General features: G+C 45.7%; 1 protein-coding gene. It reads right to left on the reverse strand.

What is annotated here, in order from left to right:
• Positions 1–6: 6 nt before the first annotated feature.
• Positions 7–407 (reverse strand): EF-hand domain-containing protein (locus F0L46_RS27715; RefSeq protein WP_149822405.1); only part of this gene is annotated, 401 nt, incomplete at its 5' end.

Genomic DNA, 407 nt, shown 5'->3' on the forward strand with positions numbered 1-407 from the left:
CTGGGCTTAGTCTCCAGTCATCATCTCCATGAACTCATCAAAGTCCACAGTTCCTGAGCCGTCAGTGTCAATTTCAGCAATGATGCCGTCAAGATCAGCGTTGCTGAGTTTATCGTCAAGAGCGGCCAGGATCTCTTTCAGTGTTGAAGTGGTGATGTAACCGTTACCTTCACGGTCGTATAATCTGAAAGCTTCTTTCAGTTCTTGTTGCATGGCTTCAGCGTCTTCCTCTTCAAGGAAATGGGAAGCAATATTACAGAAGCCATCAAAGTTGATCTTCCCACTGTTTTCCGGATCGTTTTCATCGATGAGTGCTTGAAGTTCTGAGTCATCGAATAGCTGTCCCATTGTGTTGAGAATGGTGGAGATCTTCAGCACGTCGATGTAACCAGACTTCGTGGTGTCAA

Source organism: Salinarimonas soli (assembly GCF_008386575.1).
Taxonomy (GTDB): Bacteria; Pseudomonadota; Alphaproteobacteria; order Rhizobiales; family Beijerinckiaceae; genus Salinarimonas_A; species Salinarimonas_A soli.